A 24,092-nucleotide genomic window follows, 5' to 3' on the forward strand; every position below is an offset into this window, starting at 1 on the left:
CATTTGAATATCGGGGCTCTAACATTCATAAATAATTAGACTTGCCACATATTGTTTATAATCATATATTCTGGTAGCAATTTAAGAGGAAGGTGGATGATATCGTCAAATAAGGGAAAACCTAGAAGTTTCGGAAGACAAGTATCGAAGACTCTGACTATAAACTCACCAAACCCGGGGTTCAATTCCTATCGTTGTCGGATGAATAGATGTTTTTTAGAAGTAGGAAGTGGTTGGATGGCTGTGTTCATCCATAGCCAGTGTCATCGTAGTTCGATACTAGGATTCACTGCTCATTATCGAGCGCGGTCGCCACCACCTGACCCGCCGGCGAGACATCTGAAAAATGAGCTGCTGCGCTCGCTTTAGTACGCGAGTTGGTCGACGGTCGTCCCGGCTGCCGTCTGCACCGTCGCCGTGTCACCGTCGTCGTTCCAGATTTCGGTCCCGTAGCCCATGTAGCGATCGTTGGCGTCGTTGGTTCCACTACCAGTGTGGACGTACACCGAGTCACCGGCGCCGAGCGTGAATTCCGCAAACGTGTGGCTATAACCCGCCTCGTCGGCGAGCGTGAACCCGTCGAGGTCGACCGAACTACTGCCGGTGTTGGTGATCTTCACACGCTCGTCGTTGAGGGAACTCGCTTCCGCGTTGACCCAATCAATAGTGAGCGCACTTGCGTCCCCACTCGACGACCCGTCATCGCCAGAGCCATCGTCGTTCGGCGTCCGACACGACCAAGCGTTTCGCTCGGCGGACTGAGCCGCCGATTCGGCGCTGTAGAACGAATCACTCTGGGAGAACGTACTGTCGTAGACTCGCGCGTGGCCCCGCTCTACGAGATCGTAGTTGAAGTTCGAACCGTCGACCTGTACGTACGCGAGCAGACGGCCGTAGTCACCGCGTCGGTCCGCCTGGCTGTCGAACTGCAGCGTGACCGTTTGGCCAGCGAGTTGGTCAGTCGCGTACGCACTCGCGTTCTCACCCGCGGCTTGCAGGCACTCACGGCCCGCCTGCGTGTCCGGCACACCCTCGAATTCACTGGGCGAGACCGACCCATACGTTTCCGGTGTGTCGACACCCAGTAGTCGAACGGTATCGGTCGACCCGTTCTGGTATTCGATGTCGATTGTGTCGCCGTCGACGACGTTCGTTACCGTCACCGTCGTCGACTCACTGATCGAGGTCGACGTCTCGGCCGACGGCGCCGTGACCGCCCCCGCCGAGGCCGTCATCCCAGTTGCAACGAGCGCTACGACCATGACCGCTGTCAGGAGTTTCTGTCGAATCACACTCACTGACCCGACTGCAATCGCCATCAAATTGTGTAATATCTATATGTATTCATATATACACATATTTCAGCTCATTTTTCAAGCCGAAACGAGACTGCATCTCAGTATCGATTCTATCGCCGGTGTCCACCCTCAAGGAGGTGTGGCTCGAATCACACGGGATGTGTCTGGCTTCTATGCGAGTGATTCCACCTGCTCATCTGTCCTCGGACTATGATCACACCGATTTAGGAGATATGGGCCTTATTTAGACGCCTGGTATCAGGAGTGTGAGCAGTTGGGCGTTAATTCGATGTTTCTGACGGAACATTTAATTATACCTCCAATTCAGAGGAACTACTATGCGCTAAAATCCATCTATCAAAATGTAGTTTCTGGTGGCTGATTGCCCCAACTGATCTGCTCGACGGCGGGTACGGCGCGAACATCAGACGTTAGCGGCCTTTGAACCGCAGACTGTGTAAGTGCGCCCAGTAAATCGACACGGCGAAGATCACGAACGCCACCTGCCCGAACGATGGGGTGCCGACGACATCGATAAGCACGGGCCGAGCCATCGCCCAGAGGAACACGGGACCAAACATTCGAGCCATGCCGCCAGGCAAAAATCGGATCAAGCCCCATATCGCGCTTAGATGACCTCTCGCCGCCTCTCGAGCGGGATCGTCAGCCGTCATCACTTTCCTCTCGCGGGTCCTTAACGAGTTCCCATAGCGCAGTGTTCTCGTGGAGGTTTTTCGCATATCCCATTTTACCGTACATCTTCAGTCGATCGTGGATTTTGTACCGCGGGATGTCAGTTTCGGTGACGAGGTACCCCTGCGTACATCGCCCTTCTGCGAGCATATCAAGGAGGATCTCGTCGGTCTCGTCGACTTCCATATTTGCTGGATATTGCGATGCCACCACTTTATCCTACGGATTGTGGACCATTATTGCTAGGGTTCGTAGCACTATATATACTATAAATCCTTCTACCAATCCAAAAATTAATTAGTAAACATATCGTAGTATAGTTTGTAGATGTCACAAAACGAGACGACTGAGGGGGAAAAGAACGGTGTGACGAGTACGCTTCAACAGGCGCGCCGCGGATTCCAGAACCTTCGCGAAATACTGTTCTCATCGCCCATTCGGCGGGCAGTTGTGACAGTCACGGCGGTGAATCTCACCATTGGAACGGCAATGGCACAGCAGGCCAGCGAGGCAGCAGGGATGATGTGTGAATCTGGGCTCGGCGAACTCGTCGGTCTCGGACTCGGTGCTGCGGTCGTGTTGCTTCTCCTACTCGCCGCCTTCCGGGGAACGATGGCATTCAAAGACCTGGGACAGGGCCGGAGCGAGAAGAAGCGTGAGGGCCGCGAGAAGATGATGGGCGCGGGAATTACCGCGATCGGGGCGTTCTTCCCGGCGATCTTCGGAATGGCGCTTGACCGCGTCGGCATCGGCGCGTTCTCGTGCATCGAGTGGAGTGGTATTGTTGGCATGGCCGTGACTGGTGTCCCGTTCTAAGCGGGTGGTTTGATGGAGAGTATTAATGATTTCAGACACACAGGATCGACGAGCGGCTGGTATTGCTCGCGTTGCAGTTGTCCTCCTCTTGATCACGGCGATCGTCCCGATCGGGGTGACCGCACAGATGGACCAGCCCGAGGACGAACTCGGAAACAGCACGTACAACAACGAGTCCTTTGGAAACCAGGCGTCTGGAAACGTGACGCTCGGAAACGAGACACTCGAGGTCGAGTCGGAGGACGAAGGTGGCGGTCTCCTCGGCGGGACATTCAATCCGTATTCGTGGCTGAATGGCGCCCTCGAGTGGATGATGAACATGGGCGCCGGAGCCGTGACGGCTGGGCTCAACTTCGTAAACGCGATCATTGCGAACGTCCCGGCGCCGGGAACACACGACGATCCGACCTCGTGGACGAACCCGCAAAACGGCTGGTGGCCGGGGATATGGGAGATGACGATGTGGACGACGAGCCTCGGCGTCGTTCTCGTCGGTGGCGCTGCGACGCTCGCGTTTCGACACAACGATCCGTTGCGCCGACGCCAGAAGTTACGGACCGCGCTCATTGCGTTCGTGATGATCATCTTGACGTGGCAAGTGACCGGCTTTCTCTTGCATTTCGGAGCTCAGGCGTCGGCCGCGTTCGCTCCGGGCGGCGAGGAGTTACTTGGGACACCAGCCGGGATGGGAAAAATCCTGTCAGGCGGGATGTTAGCGGCGATTCTGCTCTATGCCTACGCCGGTGTGATCGTCCTTGGACTGTTCGCAATAATCGCGCAACACGTCTTGATCCACCTGTGTGTGGCCTTCTGGCCGGTTGCATGGGGCTGCAAGGCGTACGGCGAGGGGACGGTCGCAAGCCTCGGCAACTTCGTCGTCTGGCTATTCGGGCTCCTAATCGGCGTCAATATCACGCAGGCGATGTTCTTGCGGTTATTGTACTTACTCCCGTGGGATGCGGGAGTCTCGGGGCCGGTTATCGGACTGATTGCGACGACCGTTGGACTCGGATTCGTCGGTGTTTATCTCCCGTGGTCGGCGCTGCAGACAGCCGATCGAGCTGCCAACGTCGGCCTCGGAATGAGTTCCGTGAACCCGCGCAAGGGTAAGGAACACGCGCAGAATGCGAGCGAGCGCGTCGGTCACGTCAAAGAGCGCGTCGAGAAGTGGCGCGGCTCGAATACGGACACCAGGACCGGAGCACCGCACTCAACCGACTCTCCGAGCGGCTCGTCGGCCTCGAGCCGGAGTATCGGCCAGGTGGGATCGATACAGTCGTCGGACGGCACGGGACGCTACTCGACCGGTGGCAGCCGCACTCGAGAGCAGTTTGAGCGAGATCGAGACCGCGGCTTCCAGTAATTCGCTCTTTTTCGGCTTCGTTCTGCACTACGAATCCCAACGAATATTATTATTCACACTGTAGTACAATACATACTATGAATGGTGATGATGAAATAGACCCGTCTCAGATCACGCTCCCGTACGTGGAATCCGGAATGAAAATCGGCGACTACCGAGCTCGAGACCTCTGGTACGGCACTCCGGGATTCATCGCTCTCGGTGGCGCGATCGGCGCGCTAACTGTGGGAGCAGACGACCTCATCATTCCGCTCACGGCAATCGGGCTGCCAGCGGCAGCAATCGGCCCGGTGTTTGCGAGTCGGGCTGACGACACCACGACTGGACTCGACAAAATGCGCTCCCCCATTCGCTACTTCCGACAGAAACGACAGCATCCGATCCCCCAAGAGGACGCCGCTGACGACCTCGTACATGGCGTCCGGAAGATTCGCCGTGACGGCGCGGCGGTCATGGCTGATGGACGGATGGTTGGCTTGCTTCGGATCGAGCCACGGAATACGGACACCGAGACACGCGACGAGCTGCAGGCAGTCCTCTCGTCGCTCTCGACGCGGATCGATGAGACGCTCGAGCACGGCTTTCGATACTATTCGACGACAACCGAGTTCGATCCCTCGGAAGTGGTCGGCAAGTACCGTGAGGCCGCGTTCTCGGAGCACCTCGCCGGCGACGACTGGGCTGGCGCTCGCGAACTCTTGCACGACGTCGCCGACTGGTATGAGGGAAGTGAGGCACCGCGCTGGGACGCGAAGCAATGGCGCCATTACGTCGTCGTCGAGGTCGACAGCGAGGACGTCGACACGACCGGCCTCGATATGTCCGCATCTGTTCTCGACGGGATTAAGGAAGTCTTCGGCTCTGGCTCTGATGCCGGTGTCGACGACGAGGAATGGTATAGTCGGATGTCTGCTGCCCTCGAGAAGCGTCTCGAGCGTGTTGCGACAGTCTTCGGCGCTGTGACCGGCGTCGAGGTCGAACGCGTCGGTCCCGCCGAAAACGCGCTCCTCCACAGCCGCTATTGGTCCGGCGTCGATCACAACTTCGACGACGTGACCGAGATTCGAGAGGGACGACTCGAGGAGATCCTCTCGGCGCCAAGCTATGACATCGACTCCGATCACATCCGCGTCGGCGATCAATACTGCAGAACCTACTGGATAGCCGAGTGGCCGGTCGAACCCGATCCTGGATTCTTGCAGGGTCTTGTGACGATGAGCGGCGTCGATGTCGACGTGACGCTCCACGCCCAAGCACGGGACAAAGAGGAGACCGAGTACGAGCTCGAGCACGCGATTGCCGAGATCGACGCCGATATCGAGGAGCGAGAGGAGGCGACCGATATTTCGGCGATGACGGTCGGTGACGACATGGAGGCGTACGTACAGGCGTACAAACTCCTCCATAACACGTCCGTTCGTCCGTGGGACCTCAACGGCTACATTACTGTTCGCGCCGGGACGAGAGCCGCACTCGAGCGAGCAGAGAAGACGATCGAAAATGGCGCGACCTCGGACGATCTCAACTTCGACGTTGAGAAGCGCCGGGCGCTCGAGGATCGGTGTGAGGACATCCGCGACGTCGCCGAGTCAACGCCCGCGAGTCTCACGCTACTCTCGCCCGATACGCGACAGCGCGACCTCTACGTTTCCGGGAGTCCGACCGCGCCTGACGTATACGACGACGTCAGCCATCGCGACCGCTATACGATGGTTCTCGGTGGTACTCTTGGCGCTGCATTCCCGGGACTCTCGGCCGAGATTCGTCACGAGAACGGCGTCGAGTGGGGCCGTAAACTGCAGGATGGAAGCGAGGTCTCGGCGGATCCGGCCGGCGTCGGTGGCCCCGCTCACGCGCTGTTTATCGGCGACTCCGGCTCCGGGAAGTCGTTCTCCACCTTACAGAAAATCGTCCGCTGGTATCTCGCTGAGGACGATCGGACGGTCGTGCTGTGCGATACCTTCGGTGACTTCGCCGGGATCGTCGAACTACTGAACGGGACGCACGTCGTCCTCGGCGGCAAGGACTCCATCAATCCGCTGAATATCTCCGAGACGCCCGAGCGCGTTCGTAATACCGGGATCGACCCATTCGGGATGAAGATCGACGGTGTCAACGCATTCATCTCGGGTGTACTCCGCGAGCAGGGTGTCGACGCCGGCGAGTACACGACACTGATCAAGGAGACGGCATACGAGACCTACCGGAAGGCAGGAATCAAGCCGGACGACTACTCGACGCACGGCCTCGAGAGCCCGACGATGGCTGACTACATCGACACACTTCGCGAGATCGCGAACAATCCCGAAGACCCTGCGCTCTCCGAGTCGACAATGGAGGTCACCGAGATCGAGAGCAACGCGGCGACGCTACTCCGCAAGCTCTCTGGCTTCCAGGAAGGTCGTGAGTACTCCGAACTCGCCGGGACGGGCAGTGCTGAGATCACGCCCGGCGGCGTCTCCTACCTGGATCTGCAACAGATGGAGAACGAGGGCGCGGTCGGCAAGTCCGTCATGCTGCAGCTGATGCTCGACAGAGTCTATGAGGCTGTCCAGAACGCACCCGGAGAGACGCTGTTCCTGATCGACGAGGCCCATTACCTGCTCGAGTCTGAGGAGACTGTCGAGTGGTTGCAGCGGGCGGCCCGTCACTGGAGACACTACGAGGCCGGCGTATGGTTCGCCAGTCAGTCGCCTGCGGAGTTCGTCTCCGGTGAGGACGAGGACGACCACAAAGACACGATCCGCAAGCAGGCAACGACGATCCAGTTCACACAGACGGATCTCGATCCCGAGACCGCCGAACTCTTCGATTTCAATGACCAGCAGTACGAGTTCATCAGGGAGCGGGCCACTCGAGGCGACTCGGGACAGGGGTACTCTGAGGCCTTGATCAACTTTAATGCGATTGAGGGGTGGTTCCGGACTCGAATTCGGGCATCAGACTTCGAGACGGCCGTATTGACGTATGAGCCCGAGAGCGACGTGAGCCTTGAGGAGCACATTCGCACCGAGTATGGGGAGGTGACGGCGTAATGTCGCTTCTTTCTCGGCTGTTCGGTGACAATGCCTCAGATCCGAATCCATCGAACTACGCCTCGACACGGCTCACGAGTTCGCACACACAGACCGCAGACGAGACACCTGGTGTCCTCCTGCAGATCCAACCACATGCCGAGAATCAAGGCATGGTCGACGCTGCAGGCCTGCTCCAGTCGGTCCACGACGTGACGACCAACTTCCGTGGCAAGAACACGAGCGACTCGCACACGTACGAACTCTGGTTCGACGGCGAGCGCATTCGGTTCTTCATGCACGCTGCGAACGAGGCCGCGGCCGACAAGTTCCGCCGGCGCGTCGGCAACAACTACGCCAACAGCGCCGTTTTCGAGGCCGGCGGCGAGGGCTTCCCGCCGCTCGAGGCAGGTGAGTACGTCGCCGGTGCTCGCCTGAGCCTTGCGCGACACTACTACTACCCGATTCATCACTTCCGCGACGGCGAGGGATTCGAGCGCGATCCCTACGGCGAGATCACCAGCGAGATGCTCTCGACCGAGGAGACGGCCGTCGTCGTTCAGGTCGCATTCCGCCCGGAGCCGGCGAATTGGACCGACGGCGGATGGCACGGCGAATCCGTCGATGATGTCGCCGAGGGCCTTCGCGACGGTCACGTGAAGGGCTGGATCAATCCCCGCGTTCGGGACGCATCCTCGAAAGAGAAACAGTCGGCGAAGATCGTCGAGCAACAGCGAGGACAACAGGCCTTTAGCACGAATATCCGCGTTCTCGCGGCCTCTCCAAACCAGACCGAGGCGGAAGCTCGCGCTCGAGGGGTGGCGGGGATGTTCGTGAAGTACTACAACGCGACGACGGAGCAAGGATTCGTCGCCGAGTCGGTCTCTGATGCCCGGACGCTGATCAACGACGTCCACTCGAGGGCGTGGTCCGATCGGGAGATGATCTTGACCATCGACGAGCTCGCCAGCGCTGCACACATCCCGAACGAGGAGATCGAGACACCACGGATCGACTGGAAACACACGCAAGAGGGTTCGCGTGTTCCTGCGGACTCGAACAAGAGTGAGAGCCTATGAAGCTGTTCGGATCAAGCTCTACTGACGACAGCGACGAGAACGAGGACATCCAGGACGACGAGACGACCGTCACGGGAGAGACGTACGATATCACGCCGACTGGTGGAGACCGAGTCGGTGGCGTCGAGGCCATCACAGAGACCGAAGCGGAAGGCGTCGTCGCCGGCCCGGCTGTCCGTCGGATTCTCGAGGAGGGCCACAGCAATCCAGAGAAGGACTTGTGGGTCGGATACACTGAAGATCCGCAAGAAGGGTTCCGCGAGGCCGGGATTCCGTTCGGGTCACTTGCCCAACACCTCTGGGTAGCTGGCGTCTCTGGCGCCGGCAAAACGACGGAACTACTCAATTGGATGATCCAGTTGGCGTACTCTGGATACGGGTTCGCGTACTTCGATCCCAAGGGCAAGGACTCCAGGGAACTACTCCGGAAACTCCCAGAACATCGGCTCGATGACGTGGTTTGGATTGAGCCGGGGACCGAGAAAGACCAGGAGATCGGTCTGAACCTGCTTGATGTCCCGGATACAGACAGTGAAGTCGAACTTGAGACGGGAATTGAAAGTCGCCTCGAGAATCTGAAAGCCGCGTTAGCCGCGAAAGGCGAACTCCACGCGACGATGGAGTCAGTGACCGAATCGATGGCCCGAGCCATGATGAAGGCGAACGCCGACCCGGATCGACCCAACTACGGCGTCATTGACTTCTATTTCATCCTATTGAACCAGGAGCGACGGGAGACGTTCGCTGAGGAGTGTCCCGATCCATACGTTGGCGAGTTCCTCGAGCAAGTCGCCGAAATGGACGAGGAACAACTTCGTCCGCTCATGAAGCGCGTGAAAGCGTGGGTTGAGAACGGCGTCGTGCGTCGGATCATTGCCCGGCGAGAGTCAACGATCGACTGGCGCGCCCTCATCGACGAGGACCGGATCGTCGTCCTTCGCACGCCTGTCGACAGTACAGACGTGAAACGACTGACGACACTCGCCGCGATGCGTGGGATTTGGTCAGCAGTGCAAAACCGGTCATACGAGACGATGGACCCGGACCCCTACTTCATATTCGCCGACGAGTTCGACGACATCGCCAGTGAGCAGCTTGATATCAAATCGATGCTCGCGAGAGCGAGGTCGATGAACCTGAGCGTCACTGCTGCCGTCCAATACCCGTCACAACTCGACGAGAGCGTGTTGAAGCCGTTCAAGAATAACGCTGACAATCTGGTCACATTCAAGGCGAACGACGCCGATGACGCGAGAATCTTGACAGACCGGTTCAAGGGGTACAATCCGGAAGACCTCATACAAACAGAGCAGTACAAGGTGTGGACTCGACTCCCAACCGGCGGCGGCGAGTACTCGAGGCCGCTGAAACTCTCAGCGTTCGCGCCCTATCCACCGCTCCGGGACAAAGACGCCGTCGACGAGATTATCTCCGACAGTCTCGAGCGGTACGGCGAGCAGCCACTCACTGACGAACAGATTCAGCGCGAGCTGCCGTTTGGTGGACTCGCCGAGTCGGGCGTCGATCTCCTTACCGACGAGAGCACGCAAGGAGACGTCTGCAAGGCCGTCCACGACGAAGCACTCCGGTCGGACCGAGATGACCTCTCGATCCCACTCGAGGAGTGCGAGGACGCGATTCGGGCCGTGCTCCCGGCACACGACGAGACCCGGACAGACAGCCGAGAACGTCTCTGGCGGAACGTTCTGCAGCCGATCCCCGATTCGATGCTCTCAGAGACCGAGCGAGACGGTGCGCTATGGCTGTCCGTCGGCGACGAGACTGTATCGGCCATCCAGGACGTAGGCGACGACGAGAGTTCCGGTGGTGCACTGCACGCGCTCGTTCTGCAGGACGCATACCCTGCGTTCAACGAACTCGGCGTCGACGTCGCAATCGCCGAGCAAGGCGAAGGCAAGAAGAGCCTTCCCGATGGGACGCTTGATCCGATGCCGCTGCTTGAGGTCGACAGTGACGCCGATCCCGTGGCAATTGCCGAAGCACTCGAGGAGTTCAAGAAGAGCCATCCAACGGTCGATGCTCTCACGGGCGGGCGTGAGGCCGTTCTCGAAGCCGAGAAGAGCACAGGATCGACGAAACAGGGACAGACCGTCCGCAACCTTGCGAGTGCGTTCAGCGAGGGCAAGAACTGTCTATTCGTCTGCCGAGAGGATGTCGCCCCGAACGTCTGGAAAACGCTGGCCGAGGAGCCGCAAGGCGCGCGAGAACGACACTCCGTTTCCGGAGAAACCCGGTTCTACAATCTTCGACCTCTGGGGATCGACGGGAAAAGAGTGTATCGCGACGGTGCTCGAGAAGACGTCTGGATTCGTGACGAGTCCACTGGTGAGATCATCCTCCGAGACAGCGCCGGCGAGGAGCACGCTCGGTTCCCTGATGCCGAGTCCGTATTCGAAGACGTCGACCGCTATCCTGCAGTCGGCGATCAGGCCGGCGACGATATGCGGACGATCAAGACGCCGATCATCCCCGAGTTTGAGTTCGATGGCGAGGTCCCCGAGCCCGGTGAGGACTGGTTCATCGTCGTCGCCCCGTCGACAGATGAGGATGAGACGCTATCCACGGACGACCTGAAGATTTACGTCGACGGCATGACCGTCCCGATCGAGAGCATTGGAATTGAGGACGACCAGGCCGAGAGCACGGACGAAAACGAATCTGACGAAACGGACGGTTCCGGGACGCTTGAGGGGCTCCTCGAAAAAATCGACTAACGGTCCCGCTGTTCCAACTCCTTCTCGACGTGCTCGCTGATAATCGCCGGGAGATCCTCGGAGAGAGCGCTCCGGACGACCTCCTTCAAATTCTCGACTTCGCTCTCGAGTTCGTCGATCCGCTCGTTCAACTCAGAGACCGTCTTCGGTCGATCGTCCCGCCCCATCTCGGCGTCGATCGTCTCCAGTAGGTCCTCGCCGGCGTCGGTGAGCCCCCACACAATTGCATCCTTGCCACCGTGGCTGACGTCCTTCCGACCGATCTCAACGATCAGTCCTTCCTCCTCGAGCCACCGGAAGTGATACCGAGTGCTACCCTCCGGGATCTCGGTCTCGGTCGTGCGCTTGATCGTCGATGTGTCACCCTCACCACCGACGGCTCGAATCGTCTCGAGGATCGATCGTCGAGTATCTCCAAGCCGGTCAATCGTGACTGACTCCTCGCTTTTCTGAGACTCTCCCATAGCAATAATAATGGACCATACAATAATAAAAATATCGTTGATTATAAACCCCAGCCGAACCTATACAATTGGATCCAAACAACAGTAAACGATAGAGCGGGAGAAAGAAGAACAGAGAACGTGACCGAAACTCGAGGAGTAGCGGCTCGAGTTCAGCCAGGCTCGAGTCTCGAGGAGAATTCATCCCATAACCCACGGGAAAATCGAGACGGAAACCAGAGTGAGACTGACGAGTGCACCAGCAGGGATGGCACCCGAATAGATCACAAGAGAGAGAATAGACGAGATGACGCGAACAGGGGCACCCCAGCGGACGCACAGAGCCGGCGGAAACTCGAATGAGCACCAGGTACCCAGAATAGGAACAACCAGCAGTGGGACAGTCCACTCGAGAGCGACGGCGAGGAAGACAGCCGGAATGAGACTGTGGGACAGTCAGGACATGCCGGACCCAGAGCGGAAAGACGTAGAGACGAAAGGGGGGACAGTCCAGCAGTGCGAGCAGTGGCCCCCAAAGCAGAGTGTACTGCCAGCAGGACAGTCAGTACCGAGAGCACTGACAGCACCGCCATCCTGGATAGCGAGAAACTGCGAACACGTGAACTCGAGCAGTGGGACTCCGGAGACCGCGTAACGATAGCGACAGCGCGGCTGGAGGTCAACAGCGGACAGTCTCTCCCGACGAAAGTGAGGACAGTCGGCTCTATTGAAACCCTCAACTGGTGATAGGTTTGGCACCCTCAGCGATAAGTACAGAGGAAGCAGAGAACGACCTCAGGGACCTCATCAATGATCCTACTGTTGGTATCGAGACTTATCTACAATCGAGGTATGGTTCAAGAAAGTAGGTATCTACGAACAACGGCGTCACGAGCACTCAGTCGTAGACCTTTCCCGCTGGGAGCCACTGGTACAGACAATGGCTACCGAGGCGACGTTCACGGTTCCATCCGATCAGTTCCCGCTGGGGACGGTGTTCAATCAACTGCCGGACGTGACAGTCGAACTTGAGCGCATTATCCCCGCACGGGACGTAGTGATTCCCTATTTCTGGGTACGGGGAACCGAAGTTGATGACATTGAGAGCGTGTTCACCGAGCATCCCGGCACGAAAGGGATTCGACTCGTAGACTCCGTCGAAGACGAGTATCTGTTACGAGTCGAGTGGGCGCTGGACTACGACGACGTCCTCACCGTATTGGCGAAGACAGAGGTACCGCTCATCGAGGCCATCGGTACGAACCACAAGTGGACGTTCGAGATCCGCGGCGACGACCAAAGCGACATCGCCGAATTTCAACAGCGCTGTCGAGAACTGGACATCCCGACCACGCTGACAGAGTTGCACGCGCTCACACCGGTCGAAACGGGAACTGAAGCCGCCCTCACCGACACTCAGCAAGAGGCGCTGGTACTCGCCTACGAGCATGGCTACTTTGAGTCCCCGCGTGAGGTCACGCTGGAGGTGCTCGGTGAGGAGCTTGGCATCTCACAGCAAGCCGTTGGATCCCGTATCCGAGGTGGAATCAAGCACATCCTCGGAAGCACGCTCTCCGCTGTCGAATACCGATTTTGATCGGCTACGTAAAAGCGGTTTGTGTGTGAAAAAGCCAGTGTGATTAGCGTCAGTCGTCTGCACTACATATAATGAGTGAGGCTTCCTCCACCTTCGACTCGGTCCTCGACCTCTGTCAACACCATCATCGTCGGATCGTGCTTGGGATACTCGCAGCAGAACAGCGGTCGCTAACGCTGAATGACCTTACGCAAACCGTCCTCAAGTACAACCATCACACGTCAATTACAGAGGTCTCTGAGGACGAACTAACCGATATTCGCCTCTCACTCTATCATGTCCACCTCCCAAAGCTGGCCTCGGAAGGGATTATCACCTATGATTCAGACCGACAGCTCGTGGAACCGACCGAACAGTTCGAGCAGATACAGCCGACCGTGTCTACGATCGTTGATGCTGACCCCACACTTGAAGCGCCGATCGAACTCTAATGTCGATCAACCGCTCTCCATTCTCGTCTGGTGCCAGACCATTCCAGTGAGGGAATGAGGGCGACGAACAATACGCATCTCATGTAACAGCTGTTTCAGACAACATCACATCTGAAGAATAGGATTTCGATAGAGCCAGACAGTCCTTTTCTGCCGAAATAGGCCGACAAAGACCCAAAGCGTCAGCGTGGGGGTGCCAACCAGTGGGACCGGCATCTTGGGTGCCGACGTGAGCAATACAGGTTAATTCACCTCATTGTGATGCACTGCTGGGGTGCCAACTGTACCACGTACGACTAGGGTGGCGGTGTGATGAGACGGAGGGTGACCAATGTAAACAGCACGAGAGCACCAGTGAGGTGCCAGTATCGACGCCCCATCTGGGTGCCATCGTGACCGCACTGGTTGGGTGCCGTTTTGTGCGAAACACCGTGGTTCCAGTAACAGCAGATCACTGGGACTCGAGTTCAGGATTGAAATAGACAGCAGTAGGGGACTGTCACTTGCGAGCTTCAGTTCAGTAGGACCATTCACGAGCGACACGATGCTGTGTCGGCCGACACGCAACAGAGGGACTGTCAGTTCTGACGACCTGCATGTCCTCGACTCCGGCGGCTTCCAGCCGAGTAGACTGTCAGCCCTGGTGATCAGCGTATCACTGAACTCGAGAAACAACAAGTGACCGTCCATCTTGCGTGTTCCAGAGGGTGTCAGAGAACGATCCGCATAACGTTCTTTTCACCTAACCTGGAGCGAACTATCCGTTCACTACACTTGCGAATCGAACGCTCGAAATCCTATCAGCGGTCAATCACACGTTGTCAGTGAGGCCGGTCATCGGAGACGACCCTGCGGCGATCGCGCCGGCAGCCAAAATTGCAGCCGACAGGGCAACGAAGTCTCCGCTCGGCGAGTACCCAGCTAACCCCGCCCCTACCTGCACGATGAAGACTGTTACAAAGAAACTGAGGATAGCGAAAGCCAACATCACGATCGCAGCAATGATACTACTTGCTAACGCACCGAATGAATCCAAAACGCCCATGTCTATGACACCTCTCTCGGAATTAACTTCCTCGGATGGATAAGCGTTGGCATCCTTGCTTATCAGATTTCACAGCGATTGCTACTCCGTACGTTAACATCTCCATCTTTACTTACTATTTGTCGGGTAGTCACAGAAAGGGTCTGGGAACGTTTCTATGACAGCCTGTGTTTCAGCGGATCACTGAACTCGAGTTCATGCTTGCACTCTACAGCAATAGGGACTGTCAATTACGAGTTTCAGTTCAGTGGAGCCCTCCACGAGCGACACGGCGCTACGTCGACCAACACGCGACAGGGGACTGTCAGACCTAGCGACCAGCGAATCGCCGAACTCGAGCATCAACAAGGGACTGTCACCACGTGCAGACCTCAACGGACACCAGAGACGCCCAAACGTCTGAAAACAGTAGCTCTGTTGAAACCCTCAACTGGTGACAGGCTTGACACCCTTAGCGATAAGTGCAGGTCAAGTAGGTAACGGAGCCGCAATTGATATCACAAGCACCCGTCAAAAACACTGTGCTGAATACAGAGGGTGCATTCAGCACAGTCGATGTGTTTGATCGTGTACAGGCTGACGAAAGCACTGACAAATACGAATCAGAGTCCCGATCTACCGATTTCGCCGTAAATCATCGTCTGGAGGGCCAGTTTCCCGTGGATGGTTCTCTTTCTCTGACGGACTGGTGCGATAACGGTAGTTTCTACGAGCGGGGACTCATTCCCGAGCGACCAGAACCGAGGTAGTCACCGACTCGAGAACGTCCTCCGTCGTGCTCCCGAAGAGTTGTTCTGTGAGGGTCGAATCCTTGCTTTCTCCGATTACAATAAGGTCGATCCCAGTATCAGCGCTATACTGGGGTATTGCGTCTTCTGGAAATCCTTCGAGAACGGCTCGTTCGGACGTAACTCCGGCCTCATCGGCCATTTGCTCGGCCTGAACGAGCGCCTCTTCCGCCTCCTCATCAAGTGTTTCGGTGAGGTCATCCGCGATGTCGCCAACGGCGGATGCGGACATCTCCGTCCCAACATCTACGACGTGCAGGAGATGCACCTTGGCACCCATACTCGACGCGATTTCCATCCCGTGGTCCAGCGCTGTTACGCTCGCATCAGATCCATCCGTCGGGATAAGGATGTCGCGGTACACGTCGAGGTCCTATTGGCTGAACGGCAAAAAGCGTGCCCCCGAGTCAGATGGACCGGACGATATCGTGATATTGGGAACTTGGCTCGTAACCCGCCGGAGCGGAACACGCTCGGGGAAGGTCTCCCCGTCCAGCGCGTCATCGAGACCATCTATCGCTTCTCCGAGACCGGGCGGTCAGACTCAACTGAACAGCCCATCCGGCAGCAATGTTAGTTTGCCACCCGTGCTTTTTTGCCTCGACGTCGTATCGATGGACCTATACTGAATGCAAGCACCCGAAATACTCCTTCGTCTCATCGCGGGTGCCGTGTTGATTCTCGCCAACGGGTTTTTCGTCACCATCGAGTTCGCGCTGACCCGCGCCCGACAGTATTCCAAAGCGGAGTTCATGGAACCGGGTCTCGAACGCGCGTGGGAGATGACCGAGGACCTCGAAATCTATCTCACCGGGTGTCAGGTCGGCATTACCGCCTGTAGCATCGCACTGGGTATCGTCGCCGAACCCGCGCTCGCAGCGCTGTTCGAGCCGTTGTTCGGAGGGACGGTTCTCGCGTCGATCGGCGCGGGCGTGCTCTTGGCGTACATCATCGTGAGCTTGGTACACAAGGTCTATGGCGAACAGGCCCCCACCTACCTCGGCGTCGAGCGCTCGAAACAGGTCTGCCGCTACGGCGCGACGCCGCTGTATTGGTTCACGTGGGTCATTCGACCGATTCTCCTCATCGGTGACTGGGTGGCGAAAGGGACGCTTTCGCTGTTCGGCGTCGAAATGACCGGTGCGTGGCTCGAATCCGACGGCGAGGACATCGAGGGGCGTGCGGACCTCCACCGACAGCTCGAGTCGATACTCGACGACAATGAGATTCCCGAAGAGCGTCGTCAGGAAGTAATGAACGCGTTGGTGGTCGAGGAAATCCCCATCCGTGACATCATGGTGCCGCGCGAGGAAATCGCCACACTCTCGACCAACAATACCCCCGAGGAAAACCTCGCGGTCGTCGAGGAGCATCCACATCTCCGCTATCCGCTGGTCGGCGAGGACATCGACGATTTCCGAGGGGTTGTTTACCTCGCGACGGTCACAAACCAATTCGAGGCGTTCAAAAACGGCGACATCGACATCGAGGAGCTCGCCGAGTCACCGATGACGCTCCCGGCCGACGAGGTAATCAGCGACGCCATCGACCGCTTCCAGACGGAAAATCAGGAACTCGCGTTCGTCACTGAGGAGGGACGGGTCGTCGGCCTGTTAACCGCGACGGACGCCTTCGAGGAAGTGATGGGCGAACTCGAAGACCCCATTGACGTCTACCAGCGCGAACAACACGGGGACGACGCATCGGGACTAGACTCTCAAAGCGACCCGGCTTGAGACACCTCGTGAGGACGGTAGCCGTCGTAGCGCGAAGAATCGGTTTGCAGACAAGCCGTTTATCTGTGTTGCGATTCGTATAATTCGCTATGCCGATGCCCGCGCTCGAAGCCTCCATCAGGCTTATTGCCGGTCTACTACTTATTCTCGCCAACGGGTTTTTCGTCGCCATCGAATTCGCGCTGACCCGCGCCCGACAGTATTCCGAAGCGGAGTTCATGGAACCCGGTCTCGAACGCGCCTGGGAGATGACTCAGAACTTGGAGATTTACTTGACCAGTTGCCAGATCGGGATTACGTTCTCGAGCATCGCGGTCGGTATCGTCGCTGAACCCGCGCTGACGGCCATCTTCGAACCGCTGTTCGGTGGTACCGTTCTCGCATCGGTCGGCGCAGGAGCCATCCTCGCGTTTCTCATCGTCAACCTCCTCCATCTCACCCACGGCGAGCAGACCCCGACCTATCTCGGCGTCGAGCGCTCGAAACTGGTCTGTCGGTACTGTGCGACGCCGCTGTACTGGTGGACGCGGGGCATCTGGCCAGTCATCAAGTTTGGAGATGGGGCGGCGAAATGGACGCTTTCGTTGTTCGGCGTCGAGATGACCGGCGCGTGGCTCGAAACCGAGGAGGACGTCATGCAGGGGCGTGCGGGTCTCTACAAGCGCTTCGGCTCGGCCCTCGAAGCGGGAGACGTTCCCGAAGAACGCCGGCAGGAGGTGATGAACGCGCTGGCCGTTGGCGCCATCCCGGTCGAGGTGATCATGGTTCCGCGCGAGGAGATCGTCGCGCTTTCGACCGAGAACACCTCCAAGGAGAACCTCGCGCTCGTCGAGGAACACTCCCATTCTCGCTACCCAGTGGTCGGCGAGGACATGGACGACTTCCGCGGCATCGTCTATCTCCCGACGATCACGAACCATTTCGAGGACCTCATGAGCGGCGAAGTCGACATCGAAGACCTCTCCGAATCGCCGATGACGCTCCCGGCCAAGGAGGAAATCGATGACGCCATCGACCGCTTCCAGACGGAAAATCAGGAACTCGCCCTCGTTACCGAGGACGACGAGATCGTTGGTCTCCTGACCTCGACGGACGCCTTCGAGGAAGTCATGGGCGACCTCGAAGACCCGATAGACGAGCGGGCCAGACGCGCGCGCCGTGGAGCGGACCCGACCGGGACCTGAGACGACTTCGGCGATCAGTCGCTCGACGAAACGCTTGAGTACCTTTCCGGTTTCAGGGTCAGAACTGTCGAGTTCTCGAGCGAGCTTAGTCGTCAACTCCTCGAGCATTTCGCCCCACTCGGCGAACGTTGTGCGGAGGGTCTCGGGGTCGTTGAGAGCGGCCTCGGAGAGTCCATCGCTGTCCCGAGTGCGATACCTACTGTCGGCAGACCTGCGGGTCCTTGCTGGGATCGACGTCGCGATCCCGAACCCGAGAGTCGCCCGGTCGTCATGGGAGTGACCCGATGTCTTATGGGTTCGTTTGGGCGAGCCAGCTGTGCGACGCCGAGAGTGGACATCCATAGCTCATCCGGCCCATCAAGCAACCGACGCTGACGTTCGGTGCGCGCTCGAGAACCGGGAAATTCGTGCCGACGGCGGTAACGCCTTGAGCGGTACTGATCCGTTCACGCCAGACGGTCAGCGTATAGCGAAGGGGTTCTGCGAAACTACTCGATCACCACAGACTCGCCGCAAACAGGGCAGACGGACCCATTATTTGTACTTTCGATTTCGGACTGTTTGCCCGTCCAGCCACAGATTGGACACTGTATTGGATCGGATCGAGACACAGGACACAGGGGTCATTCGTCGCCGGGCCAAAAAGCGTAGTGTCTGGATCGAACACCTGTTGATACTCGACGAGTTCTGCTCACTACGTGCGGCTACTGAACGCGAGCTGGATGATCGATGAACCGTTCGAGCCAGTCTCGACTCGCCACGGCGTGACACAATCGATCGCGACCGGGAATCCGGTTCGAAGGTGCTTCGACGCGGGTACCGTTGAGATCGCGGCGGCTGTCCAGCCACCGCAGGGTACGGGCTCACTCATTGGGAGTCTCGTCGAGAATTCGATCTCCTGTCGTGTGGTACTAGCTATATTGAACGACGTGGATAGAGGGAAACGGCGCGTCGATCGATCGAGTGGGAATCAGATATTTCAAGTCCGCTGCCGATCCACGTCCGGTATGGACGAGCGAAACCGGCGCGCACTTCTCATCGGTGCCTGTGGAACCATCGCGGAACGCCGCTGACGATCCCAACTCCGGGTTCAATCACGAGTGATCACGGATTCTTCATCAACTCCTGAAACGTCGTGGTTCGACGTAGCCATTCCTTGGATCGTACGGCCAACACTATGGGTAAGCGTAGACCATCTCCATCGGGAGTTCACCAGTCGGATCTCCTGTCTCGTCATCTGGCCACTTGTCAGGAAGCGTTCGTAGGGATCCGGTTTTTGGACTGGCAGTAAGCGCTAACGCGAACGCGTCGATGACGTCGTCGTTACCAACCTTAGCATCGAGATCGGTTGCAGCATCACGGACGTCATCGACAATCGTATCGTCGATGGCTTCGAGTATCCCGATCCGTTCCCAGAAGGCGGCAGCCGGTTGACCTGTTTTCGAGTGCTTCGTGGCGGATTCGCCGTTCAGCGCCCAGAAGCAGACTTCGGGATGTGCCTCACGGATCGTTCCAACGGCGTCTGGTTCTGTTTCGCGGAGGAAGGAATCGAGTTCGGCGATCTTATCGGCGATGCCCCACGATTGAACGCCGAGACTTCCATCTGTGTGCTTCTCCTGCGTCGCCTTTGCGTCCTCGTAGCTTTCCTCGTGAACGGCAGCCCGTACTGGAACGGAGAACACGCTGGAGTGACGTTTCGGACTGAGTTTCTTTCGAGCGGCGTCGTCACACGGGCGCTTCATGTTTGAGTTCTCTCGAAGACCGATCGGTACGTCAATCAGGATCCGTTCTGCCGTATCGTGGTGAGCTGCCCAGAGCTCGTCAATATCTTTGTACAGAGAAGAGTCTTCGTAGCTGTCCTCCTCGTACTGAACAGCGATCCAGCCGGTTGAGCATCCATCGACGCCAATGTACATGGGGCTCTCCTCGTATCTCTGGCTATTGAAAGTTCAAATCGATAACTGAGAATAGTTCGACCCCAAGTGCTATTACTCAATACACGAATTATGAATTGTATGTCGAGGACTGCCGGTGATCCTGAGCGAGCCGTCAACGGCCTGCTGTCAGTCGCACAGCTGTTAGAGGAGCCGCGGCTGGCGCGACTCTACACGTTCGTTCTCCGAGAAGGGGAAGTCTCCATCGACGACATCGTTGACGAATTGGAGATGCCACGGACGACGGCGTACTCGGATGCCGGCACGCTCGTCGAACTCGGGGTACTGACCCGGAACGAAGAGCAAAAGATGCACACGCATTCGGCAGTACCGATCACACTCACCGCAAATCTCGATGGGGACGAATACACAATCACACCGACGCTCATCGAAGCGTTCGGCCGATCGACCCGAGATCCGGACCTCGATCTCCTCATCGAGCGACACGGACTCGGAAAGCTTGCAATTGCTCTCACGTACGCCATCCCGTACGCTGAAGGCGAGATGTCGGAACGGGTCGCGGCACGGGAACTCGATCTCCAGCAGGCGTTCGCAATTGCGGCGCTGCAAGCGTTGCGAGACGTCGTCCTCGATATGAAGACGGTTGACCCGTACTTCGAGGAGATCCGGAACGCCCGCGAGCAGCCGGCAACAGCAAAGGACTGCGAACGGGACCGATGAGTGAGCCGTTCGATCCGTTCCAGGAGTCAGTAGCGTGGGTGGCAGATACGGGCCTCTTCATCGCGTGTGGCCGCCAGCAAAACAACAAGTACACTGCCCTCGAGCGATTCGCCCGTCAAAACGACCTCACGTTCGTCGTTCCCCACCGGGTCTACGACGAACTCGGTGGTGCGCCGGATCGAAGTACGCCGGGACAGACACCGATCAACAGTGCTATCGATGCTGGCTGGGTTACGGTTGCTGACGGCCCAGACTATACGAGCAGTACGGTATCCCAGGTTATGGACGATGTCCGGTCGTTCATCGCTCGCTCGTCGAATCGGGACGAGGACCAGATTGAGAAGGCTGACACCTCGCTCGGTGCGGTCGCAGTCGGATTACTCCAAAGAGAGAACGACTTCGTTTGCATCGTGACGACGGACATCGATGCCGGGGAATCCGTCGTTGCTGCTCTCGAGGCAAACGGGTTTGAGGGCCGCGCACAGTTCAAAAATGGGTTCGAGTTGATTGACGAGATCACTTGACCTCGTCGAACGATTCCGGAGGTTTTCGATTACAGGTTGTCAAGGTAATCCCTCCGCTGTTCCATCCGTTCTTGTTCCGTACGGCGGTCGTAGTGCTGTTCGATGACTTTCGGACTGACATTTGCGCGATCGCTAACGACCTTGTCTGGCATGTTGCTGTTCAGGCTGTGCGTGATGCTTCCACGACGGATGGCGTGCGGACTCACACTGGATGGGCACTTCGAAGCGGCGTCACACGTATTTGCCTCGCAGTCGTCCGGGTCTCGGTCGTGCGGACACTCCTCCTCATAACTGCAATTGATATCACAGACACCTGTCAAAAACACTGTGCTGAATACAGAAGTACTCACCTCCCACTCGGTCATCCCTTCGCCATCCCCTTCCCACCTAGTACATTTGCCGGAAACCTTTTGGCAAGGTAGATCGGGGCCAAGTATTGGTCCAGGTGTGGTAGTTACCCTTCGAGCTCATCATCAGAGTGATTTTCACGTGACTGCCACCACTGCACCTTTCGAACGAAAAAGAGTGGATCGGGAGTCGTCTGGGTGGGTGTACCTGGAACACGAGAATTTCCTCGAGCTATCCAGCATATGTAACGTCGCCTGCCAGAATATCACTTGAGAATCCCCTATATAGGTAACGAGGCCTTGAGAGCCGCCGGCCGCCGTCGCGAGGAAAAGGGCAAAACCGATCGCACCGAGCTCGACAAGGACGCCGACCAGTGCGGAGTGGGGCCACAACACAGCGGCCTCGAACTCGATCGACGAGGCCGGCCCGACGGCCGTGTTGAACGCTGCGATTCCGAGGCCGAGAAGCGGGTTCGCACTCTCGAACGCCGTCCATCCTGCCGCCCAGATATCTGTCCGACCGGAAAGTGAGATGTCCGTGAGGTGCATCGTCCGATAGGTCGGGAGCATCTGGATGACGGCGCCGCCGAGGGCGACGATCGCCGCGACGGCCAAGCCGCCCGTTACGACCAACTTCCGCGGGACATCAGGCCCTCCCTGAGCGCTTCCGCGGCTCTGCCAGCGCCGGAGTCCCTCGAGCGTGACGAAGGTCGCCGACCCGATGGCAAAGGCCACGAGCGCCTAGCGGACGACGGCCGCGAGCATCGCAACGAACGCGATCGCGAGAAAGGCGACCACGAGGGTCGTTATTCTCCAGCCGCGTCAAGGACGAGCTGCCGGCAGTCCCACGGCGTCGATAACGTGGCGAGGGTCTCCCGGTCGAGCGTCGTCACCCGGATCGACTGGAACACGATCGGATCCAGCGTCCCGTAGAACTGGTCCTGCAGAGTCGCCGGCGTCAGCGTCAGCGGCACGTCGGGTTCAACGAACACCGTCACGCCATTAACAATCTCCCACCCTTCTCCACGCAGCATCATCGGCCACAGAGAATCACATGTAATCCAGCCATCCGAGTCAGAAAGCGCCCGGTCGTCTTCCTTAATGCGGAAGCTCGCGGCCGTCAGGGCCGGGAGGAGTGCAGATGATATCACGTTGTTCGGCTGACCGCGGCTACCGCTGTTCTTCACGGCCACTCGACCGGTAACTCGTCCGCGTTCTCCGCGAACAGTTCCAGCACCGGTTCGATCTGGTCGAACTTCGGGCCTCGCACAACCCTGTGCTGCTCCTGTTTCCACTCGATGAATCCCGCGGCTTCCAACCGGGGCAGATGGTTATGATACATCTCAACCTGGAGATTTTCCAACTGCTCATCATCTAACCGCACGCCCTCTGGTGTCTGGACCGCGGCCTGCGGATTATGCTCCACCAGCGCGACCAGTAGCTCCCGACGATGCTCATCAGCTAACGCCGCCATGACCTCGTCGAGCATACCCCTATTCATTAGGTAAAACAATGAAGGTCTTTCGGCTGCCTATGACAGGTTCTTCCACAGCTATCCACTCTAAACTCTGTCTATTCGTATTATTATATTTACTAAGTAGGTAGTGAATATAAGGATTTGCTTGTCCATGCCGAAATATAACGATGACTGCTCATGGAGACCCAAGACAATGACCGACAGTGACGGCCCTGACACACCGTACGAATACGAGTCAGAACAGCCACCAAGCCTCGCCGTTGTCACCGCACTCGCCGACCTCGAAGATAAGAAGCCTACAGAACTGGATTACACGCTCTACAACTACATCCAGCCCCAGGCACTTGATACACTCACCCAATCACGAACCGTCGAAATCACGTTCCCCATCGAGCAATATTTGATCCATATCATGGAGTCCGGCACCATCCGGATCACCAGCTGAGCGAGCTATTCAGTACAGGGGATTCACTTATCGGTGCAGGCAGCGTACCGTTCACTATGCCTGAAGAAGTCCTATTCAAATCAGAGAGTGACCAGAACCGAGAAGACATTGCCTCGTATCTCCGCAGTGTCGCTGATAAGCTCGAACAAGGGGATGCAGTCACACTCAAATCCGGTTCCGAGTCCGTGACAATGGAACCGCCATCACGCCCGACATTTGAGGTTAAAGCCGAACGCGAGGGGCCAACGGACGGCCCCGGTGAATTGAGTATCGAGTTCGAACTCGAATGGGACGAGAACGGCAATGAGGGAGACGGCGGGAACGGTCAGTTAGAAATCGAGTGACGTGTTCTCACACGGAGTTACCGCTCAGTACAGGGTATCGGTAAGAGCGTTACCAGCAGCGCCATCGCTCTATCTCCAGACTGCCAAGAATCGCGTGCTGAATACGGAGCATAGATTG

General features: G+C 57.8%; 23 protein-coding genes and 1 pseudogene. 13 read left to right on the forward strand and 11 right to left on the reverse strand.

Going from position 1 to position 24,092, the window contains the following annotated elements; all coding sequences use genetic code 11:
• Positions 1 to 365 precede the first annotated feature (365 nt).
• Together WD430_RS19950 and WD430_RS19955 are read right to left on the reverse strand one after the other, a co-directional pair.
• Positions 366 to 1,262: a thermonuclease family protein gene (locus WD430_RS19950; RefSeq protein WP_339105873.1), complete on the reverse strand. Its 897-nt coding sequence runs from the start codon at positions 1,260 to 1,262 to the stop codon at positions 366 to 368.
• 699 nt (positions 1,263 to 1,961) lie between these two features.
• Positions 1,962 to 2,177 carry a MarR family transcriptional regulator gene (locus WD430_RS19955; protein WP_339105874.1) on the reverse strand — a complete coding sequence of 72 codons (216 nt, stop codon included), beginning with the start codon at positions 2,175 to 2,177 and terminating at the stop codon, positions 1,962 to 1,964.
• A 141-nt stretch (positions 2,178 to 2,318) separates the two neighbouring features.
• Between WD430_RS19955 and WD430_RS19960 the strand changes: the two genes are divergently transcribed.
• Together WD430_RS19960 and WD430_RS19965 are read left to right on the forward strand one after the other, a co-directional pair.
• Complete coding sequence (locus tag WD430_RS19960; RefSeq protein WP_339105876.1) at positions 2,319 to 2,807, forward strand: hypothetical protein; 489 nt, start codon at positions 2,319 to 2,321, stop codon at positions 2,805 to 2,807.
• A gap of 313 nt (positions 2,808 to 3,120) precedes the next feature.
• Entirely contained in the window at positions 3,121 to 4,170 is a 1,050-nt protein-coding gene (locus WD430_RS19965; protein WP_339105877.1) for a hypothetical protein, read from the forward strand.
• 218 nt (positions 4,171 to 4,388) lie between these two features.
• On the opposite strand, the gene WD430_RS19970 is transcribed toward WD430_RS19965, so the two are convergent.
• Entirely contained in the window at positions 4,389 to 5,312 is a 924-nt protein-coding gene (locus WD430_RS19970) for a hypothetical protein (RefSeq protein ID WP_339105878.1), read from the reverse strand.
• A 72-nt stretch (positions 5,313 to 5,384) separates the two neighbouring features.
• Here WD430_RS19970 and WD430_RS19975 point away from each other — a divergent pair, with 72 nt between their 5' ends.
• Genes WD430_RS19975 through WD430_RS19985 form a run of 3 tightly spaced genes read left to right on the forward strand, consistent with a single transcriptional unit; the run spans position 5,385 to position 10,998 of the window.
• A complete protein-coding gene (locus WD430_RS19975; RefSeq protein ID WP_339105879.1) occupies positions 5,385 to 7,205 on the forward strand; it encodes a hypothetical protein in 1,821 nt (606 codons plus the stop codon).
• Positions 7,205 to 8,263 (forward strand): hypothetical protein, encoded by a 1,059-nt coding sequence (locus WD430_RS19980; protein WP_339105880.1) that lies wholly within the window; start codon positions 7,205 to 7,207, stop codon positions 8,261 to 8,263. Before WD430_RS19975 ends, WD430_RS19980 begins: the two co-directional genes overlap by 1 nt.
• Positions 8,260 to 10,998 carry a type IV secretion system protein VirD4 gene (locus WD430_RS19985; protein ID WP_339105881.1) on the forward strand — a complete coding sequence of 913 codons (2,739 nt, stop codon included), beginning with the start codon at positions 8,260 to 8,262 and terminating at the stop codon, positions 10,996 to 10,998. Before WD430_RS19980 ends, WD430_RS19985 begins: the two co-directional genes overlap by 4 nt.
• Here WD430_RS19985 and WD430_RS19990 read toward each other — a convergent pair.
• A complete protein-coding gene (locus WD430_RS19990) occupies positions 10,995 to 11,462 on the reverse strand; it encodes a hypothetical protein (protein WP_339105882.1) in 468 nt (155 codons plus the stop codon). The two genes, WD430_RS19985 and WD430_RS19990, sit on opposite strands and share 4 nt — an antisense overlap.
• A gap of 919 nt (positions 11,463 to 12,381) precedes the next feature.
• Between WD430_RS19990 and WD430_RS19995 the strand changes: the two genes are divergently transcribed.
• Positions 12,382 to 13,038: a helix-turn-helix domain-containing protein gene (locus WD430_RS19995; RefSeq protein ID WP_339105883.1), complete on the forward strand. Its 657-nt coding sequence runs from the start codon at positions 12,382 to 12,384 to the stop codon at positions 13,036 to 13,038.
• Between the two features lie 71 nt (positions 13,039 to 13,109).
• Positions 13,110 to 13,469 (forward strand): hypothetical protein, encoded by a 360-nt coding sequence (locus tag WD430_RS20000; RefSeq protein WP_339105884.1) that lies wholly within the window; start codon positions 13,110 to 13,112, stop codon positions 13,467 to 13,469.
• An 811-nt stretch (positions 13,470 to 14,280) separates the two neighbouring features.
• Here the strand turns inward: WD430_RS20000 and WD430_RS20005 are convergent.
• A complete protein-coding gene (locus WD430_RS20005) occupies positions 14,281 to 14,514 on the reverse strand; it encodes a hypothetical protein (RefSeq protein ID WP_339105885.1) in 234 nt (77 codons plus the stop codon).
• Positions 14,515 to 15,234: 720 nt separating this feature from the next.
• Entirely contained in the window at positions 15,235 to 15,666 is a 432-nt protein-coding gene (locus WD430_RS20010; protein ID WP_339105886.1) for a universal stress protein, read from the reverse strand.
• Between the two features lie 265 nt (positions 15,667 to 15,931).
• Here WD430_RS20010 and WD430_RS20015 point away from each other — a divergent pair, with 265 nt between their 5' ends.
• Positions 15,932 to 17,038: a hemolysin family protein gene (locus tag WD430_RS20015; protein WP_339105887.1), complete on the forward strand. Its 1,107-nt coding sequence runs from the start codon at positions 15,932 to 15,934 to the stop codon at positions 17,036 to 17,038.
• A 95-nt stretch (positions 17,039 to 17,133) separates the two neighbouring features.
• A complete protein-coding gene (locus WD430_RS20020) occupies positions 17,134 to 18,222 on the forward strand; it encodes a CNNM domain-containing protein (protein ID WP_407067150.1) in 1,089 nt (362 codons plus the stop codon).
• A 1,175-nt stretch (positions 18,223 to 19,397) separates the two neighbouring features.
• Here WD430_RS20020 and WD430_RS20025 read toward each other — a convergent pair.
• Positions 19,398 to 20,138 carry a DUF429 domain-containing protein gene (locus WD430_RS20025; protein WP_339105889.1) on the reverse strand — a complete coding sequence of 247 codons (741 nt, stop codon included), beginning with the start codon at positions 20,136 to 20,138 and terminating at the stop codon, positions 19,398 to 19,400.
• 99 nt (positions 20,139 to 20,237) lie between these two features.
• Between WD430_RS20025 and WD430_RS20030 the strand changes: the two genes are divergently transcribed.
• Together WD430_RS20030 and WD430_RS20035 are read left to right on the forward strand one after the other, a co-directional pair.
• A complete protein-coding gene (locus WD430_RS20030) occupies positions 20,238 to 20,837 on the forward strand; it encodes a transcriptional regulator TrmB (RefSeq protein ID WP_339105890.1) in 600 nt (199 codons plus the stop codon).
• Entirely contained in the window at positions 20,834 to 21,361 is a 528-nt protein-coding gene (locus WD430_RS20035) for a hypothetical protein (RefSeq protein WP_339105891.1), read from the forward strand. Before WD430_RS20030 ends, WD430_RS20035 begins: the two co-directional genes overlap by 4 nt.
• Positions 21,362 to 21,390: 29 nt before the next feature.
• On the opposite strand, the pseudogene WD430_RS20040 reads toward WD430_RS20035, so the two are convergent.
• From WD430_RS20040 to WD430_RS20055, 4 genes and pseudogenes are all read right to left on the reverse strand, one after another.
• Positions 21,391 to 21,657, reverse strand: a pseudogene (locus WD430_RS20040) (site-specific integrase); the annotation flags it as partial.
• A 189-nt stretch (positions 21,658 to 21,846) separates the two neighbouring features.
• Positions 21,847 to 22,443 carry an O-antigen ligase family protein gene (locus tag WD430_RS20045; protein WP_339105892.1) on the reverse strand — a complete coding sequence of 199 codons (597 nt, stop codon included), beginning with the start codon at positions 22,441 to 22,443 and terminating at the stop codon, positions 21,847 to 21,849.
• Between the two features lie 71 nt (positions 22,444 to 22,514).
• The gene (locus WD430_RS20050; protein ID WP_339105893.1) at positions 22,515 to 22,901 is read right to left on the reverse strand and encodes a hypothetical protein; all 387 of its coding nucleotides are present in this window, start codon (positions 22,899 to 22,901) and stop codon (positions 22,515 to 22,517) included.
• A complete protein-coding gene (locus tag WD430_RS20055; RefSeq protein ID WP_339105894.1) occupies positions 22,892 to 23,197 on the reverse strand; it encodes an ArsR family transcriptional regulator in 306 nt (101 codons plus the stop codon). The genes WD430_RS20050 and WD430_RS20055 overlap by 10 nt, the downstream gene beginning before the upstream one ends.
• A gap of 181 nt (positions 23,198 to 23,378) precedes the next feature.
• Between WD430_RS20055 and WD430_RS20060 the strand changes: the two genes are divergently transcribed.
• On the forward strand, positions 23,379 to 23,630 hold the full coding sequence (locus WD430_RS20060; protein ID WP_339105895.1) for a HalOD1 output domain-containing protein: 252 nt from the start codon (positions 23,379 to 23,381) through the stop codon (positions 23,628 to 23,630).
• A gap of 56 nt (positions 23,631 to 23,686) precedes the next feature.
• Complete coding sequence (locus WD430_RS20065; RefSeq protein WP_339105896.1) at positions 23,687 to 23,974, forward strand: amphi-Trp domain-containing protein; 288 nt, start codon at positions 23,687 to 23,689, stop codon at positions 23,972 to 23,974.
• The last annotated feature ends 118 nt before the right edge of the window (positions 23,975 to 24,092 follow it).

The sequence above is a fragment of the Haloterrigena sp. KLK7 genome, assembly GCF_037914945.1.
In the GTDB taxonomy this organism is placed as follows: Archaea; Halobacteriota; Halobacteria; order Halobacteriales; family Natrialbaceae; genus Haloterrigena; species Haloterrigena salinisoli.

What these genes read in the sequence shown, in the direction of transcription:
- WD430_RS20035 (WP_339105891.1), top strand. Translation starts at nt 20,834, where the DNA reads ATGAGTGAGCCGTTCGATCCGTTCCAGGAGTCAGTAGCGTGGGTGGCA.
- WD430_RS20020 (WP_407067150.1), top strand. Translation starts at nt 17,134, where the DNA reads ATGCCCGCGCTCGAAGCCTCCATCAGGCTTATTGCCGGTCTACTACTT.
- WD430_RS20055 (WP_339105894.1), bottom strand. Translation starts at nt 23,197, where the DNA reads ATGCTCGACGAGGTCATGGCGGCGTTAGCTGATGAGCATCGTCGGGAG.
- WD430_RS19975 (WP_339105879.1), top strand. Translation starts at nt 5,385, where the DNA reads ATGAGCGGCGTCGATGTCGACGTGACGCTCCACGCCCAAGCACGGGAC.
- WD430_RS19985 (WP_339105881.1), top strand. Translation starts at nt 8,260, where the DNA reads ATGAAGCTGTTCGGATCAAGCTCTACTGACGACAGCGACGAGAACGAG.
- WD430_RS19950 (WP_339105873.1), bottom strand. Translation starts at nt 1,262, where the DNA reads ATGGTCGTAGCGCTCGTTGCAACTGGGATGACGGCCTCGGCGGGGGCG.
- WD430_RS19995 (WP_339105883.1), top strand. Translation starts at nt 12,382, where the DNA reads ATGGCTACCGAGGCGACGTTCACGGTTCCATCCGATCAGTTCCCGCTG.
- WD430_RS20025 (WP_339105889.1), bottom strand. Translation starts at nt 20,138, where the DNA reads ATGTACATTGGCGTCGATGGATGCTCAACCGGCTGGATCGCTGTTCAG.
- WD430_RS20065 (WP_339105896.1), top strand. Translation starts at nt 23,687, where the DNA reads ATGCCTGAAGAAGTCCTATTCAAATCAGAGAGTGACCAGAACCGAGAA.
- WD430_RS19965 (WP_339105877.1), top strand. Translation starts at nt 3,121, where the DNA reads ATGAACATGGGCGCCGGAGCCGTGACGGCTGGGCTCAACTTCGTAAAC.
- WD430_RS20060 (WP_339105895.1), top strand. Translation starts at nt 23,379, where the DNA reads ATGACCGACAGTGACGGCCCTGACACACCGTACGAATACGAGTCAGAA.
- WD430_RS20030 (WP_339105890.1), top strand. Translation starts at nt 20,238, where the DNA reads ATGTCGAGGACTGCCGGTGATCCTGAGCGAGCCGTCAACGGCCTGCTG.
- WD430_RS20000 (WP_339105884.1), top strand. Translation starts at nt 13,110, where the DNA reads ATGAGTGAGGCTTCCTCCACCTTCGACTCGGTCCTCGACCTCTGTCAA.
- WD430_RS19955 (WP_339105874.1), bottom strand. Translation starts at nt 2,177, where the DNA reads ATGGAAGTCGACGAGACCGACGAGATCCTCCTTGATATGCTCGCAGAA.
- WD430_RS19960 (WP_339105876.1), top strand. Translation starts at nt 2,319, where the DNA reads ATGTCACAAAACGAGACGACTGAGGGGGAAAAGAACGGTGTGACGAGT.
- WD430_RS20015 (WP_339105887.1), top strand. Translation starts at nt 15,932, where the DNA reads ATGCAAGCACCCGAAATACTCCTTCGTCTCATCGCGGGTGCCGTGTTG.
- WD430_RS19980 (WP_339105880.1), top strand. Translation starts at nt 7,205, where the DNA reads ATGTCGCTTCTTTCTCGGCTGTTCGGTGACAATGCCTCAGATCCGAAT.
- WD430_RS19990 (WP_339105882.1), bottom strand. Translation starts at nt 11,462, where the DNA reads ATGGGAGAGTCTCAGAAAAGCGAGGAGTCAGTCACGATTGACCGGCTT.
- WD430_RS20005 (WP_339105885.1), bottom strand. Translation starts at nt 14,514, where the DNA reads ATGGGCGTTTTGGATTCATTCGGTGCGTTAGCAAGTAGTATCATTGCT.